This is a genomic window from Achromobacter sp. 2789STDY5608615, from assembly GCF_001298995.1.
In the GTDB taxonomy this organism is placed as follows: Bacteria; Pseudomonadota; Gammaproteobacteria; order Burkholderiales; family Burkholderiaceae_B; genus Achromobacter; species Achromobacter insuavis.
In genome coordinates, this window is record NZ_CYTY01000091.1 from 1 (window position 1) to 2,604 (window position 2,604).

At 69.4% G+C, this 2,604-nt stretch carries 3 protein-coding genes; 2 read left to right on the top strand and 1 reads right to left on the bottom strand.

What is annotated here, in order from left to right; genetic code table 11:
• Positions 1-597 (bottom strand): FAD-dependent monooxygenase (locus AOZ49_RS31465; RefSeq protein WP_197286814.1); only part of this gene is annotated, 597 nt, incomplete at its 3' end.
• 66 nt (positions 598-663) lie between these two features.
• Here AOZ49_RS31465 and AOZ49_RS31470 point away from each other — a divergent pair.
• Together AOZ49_RS31470 and AOZ49_RS31475 are read left to right on the top strand one after the other, a co-directional pair.
• Entirely contained in the window at positions 664-1,260 is a 597-nt protein-coding gene (locus AOZ49_RS31470; RefSeq protein ID WP_054479828.1) for a TetR/AcrR family transcriptional regulator C-terminal domain-containing protein, read from the top strand.
• A gap of 551 nt (positions 1,261-1,811) precedes the next feature.
• Positions 1,812-2,604, top strand: a 793-nt coding sequence (locus AOZ49_RS31475; protein WP_054479830.1) for a cobalt ABC transporter substrate-binding protein, incomplete at its 3' end; no start/stop codon positions are given.

The following is a 2,604-nucleotide window of genomic DNA, read 5'->3' on the forward strand; positions in this document are numbered from 1 at the left end:
GGGGGGGGCGGGCGTTTCGGTTCGGCCGATGCCCAGTTGTCGGCGGATGGCGCCGCGGCCGCCGTCGGCGCCGATCAGCCAGTCCGCCTCGATCGCCGATTCATGGCCGTCCGGGCCGCGCACGCGGGCGTCTACGCTTGCGCCAGAGGCGTCGAACCTCACCAGCTCATGGCCAAAGCGCACGTCGCCGCCACGCGCTTGCAGGGCCTGGCGCAGCACCGGTTCGATCCAGGTCTGCGGGCAGGCGACGAAGCCGGTGGGCGAGGCGCCGGCCACGGCCATTTTTGCGCGCATGGCCGGGATATCGATGATCGGTTGCGCGTCGACCAGGGTGGCGCCGCGGCGGGCGCCGCCGAACGCGCCTTGCTTCCAGGCGCCGTCGGCCGCCGCGCGCACGGCTTCCTCGACGCCGGCCTGACGGAACAGCTCCATGGTGCGGGTGTGGATGCCGCGGGCGCGGGGCAGGGGCGAGACGCCCTGCTGCCTTTCGACGAGGATGAACGGAACGCCGAGCCGCTGCAGGAACAGGCCGGCGCTGAGGCCGACCAGCCCGCCGCCCACGATCAGGACGGCTGTGCGCGAGGGAGGAGCACGCATGGAACACCTTTCTTTGGTAAAATCTATCACTGATAATTTAATCTATCACCGTTAGAGAAATCAACCATGGCAAAAATCCGCAGGGAACAGGTGGTGGACGTGGCGCTCGATTTGCTGGACGAGGTGGGCCTGGATGGCCTCTCGACCCGGCGCCTGGCGCAGCAGCTGGGCGTCGAGTCGGCGACGCTCTACTGGCACTTCCGCGACAAGTCGGTGCTGCTGGGTGAGATGGCGTCGGCCGTGCTGGCGCGGCACCACACGCTCGCGGTCCCCGCGAAGGCGGCGCAATGGCCCGCCTGGTTCGCCGACAACATGCGCAGCTTGCGCCGCGCCTTGCTGGCCTATCGGGACGGCGCGCGCCTGCACGCCGGCACGGTGCCGGGGCCGGGCGATCGGGCCGGCATCGAACGCAAGGTCGCCTATCTGGTCGGCGCGGGCTTTACCCGGGAGCAGGCGGGCATGGCCTTGTTCGCCGCCGGGCAGTACACGCTGGGCTGCGTGCTCGAGGAACAGGCGCGCGGCGCGGCCATGACCGGGGCGGGCGAGGGCGAGGCGGCCGACGCAGGCGCGGCGGCCGGGGCCATGGATGCCGAGTCGGCCTTCGAGTTCGGGCTCGGCGTGTTCGTCGACGGCCTGCGCGGCCGGGTGGGCGCGGCGGCCTGACGGCGCGCCGGGAGTGATGCCGCCGAGCCGTTGAAAAAGGCAGGCTTGGTTCGGGCAGGCCCAAGCCCTAGGACTTGCCGGAAGTTCGCATCCTGGCTTCTTTGCAATGAGACATCTCGACGTTCCCGGCGCTTTGGCGTTTTGGGCTCGTCCGAGGGTGATCGTTGTCCGATGGCGCCGGCGAAGTCGGGGGCGTGGGCGGCCGACGGAGAGTCCGATTTTGATTTGCTGTCCGAGGCGGCTTCGCGCGGGTTCGGCGCGCCGCGGGAGGCTGTTGCGCACGGGGACAACGGCGCATGGCGATGCTCCGCCGAGGGGCCTTTCGGCGGCGGGCCACATTCTTGACATGGCCAGGTCGTTCCACATAATCGCGATTGATTCATATCTGTGACTTTGGGTTGTCTTCGAATGCCAGGATTCAATGCTCGGACCGAGCGAGCGCCGTCGATCAATGCGGCGTGGTCTTTCACCCATCCGGAACGGAACACGGCGGAGCCGCGCGCCAGGCGCGCCGGCTGTTCACTCCCGCGTTTCATTTTCCGGAGCACGCAATGAAAAAAACCCTATCCCTCGCGATCGCGGCGCTGTCCCTGACCGCCACCGCGCAGGCCCACCAGATCTGGATCGAGCAGCCGGCGGGCAAGCCCGCCGTCGTCCGTTTCGGCGAATTCGCCGAGAACCTGCGCGAGGCCTCGCCGGGCTACCTGGACAGTTTCAACAAGGTGTCGGCGACCTTGATCACCGCCAAGGGCGAGACGCCGTTGCCCGTGACCAAGGCCGCCGATGGCTTCCGGCTGTCGCAAAAGATCGGCGCCAAGGACGGCCTGGTGGTGGACAGCCCCATGAGCACGCTGCGCAAGTTCACGCATGGCGGCGAAGCGCTCCAGACCTGGTTCCAGATGAATGCCCGCTATGTGCCCGACCCGGCCGTCGCGGTGGCGCCCAAGCTGCCCATCGACATCGTCCCGACCGGCAAGCCGGGCGAGTTCCTGGTGGCGCTCAAGGGCCAGCCGCTGCCCAAGACGAAGCTCGTCGCCATGGTGGAGTCGGGCTGGGAACAGACCGCCTACACCGATGCGCAGGGCAAGGCCCATCTCAACCTGCCGTGGAAGACGCAATACGTGCTGCGGGCCATGCACATCGACCGCACGCCGGGCGAGCGTCCGGGCGCCGACGGGCCCGAGCACTACGACGCCATCGGCTACGTGACGACCCTGACCTTCGTGAAACCGGATGGCGTCGCGCCGCTGCCCGCCTTGCCGGTGCGCCCGCCCAACAAGCTGCCGGCCGCCGCCGCGCCGGCCGCGGCCGCGACCACGCCGGCCGCCGCGCCGGCAGCGGCGG

What these genes read in the sequence shown, in the direction of transcription:
- AOZ49_RS31470 (WP_054479828.1), top strand. Translation starts at nt 664, where the DNA reads ATGGCAAAAATCCGCAGGGAACAGGTGGTGGACGTGGCGCTCGATTTG.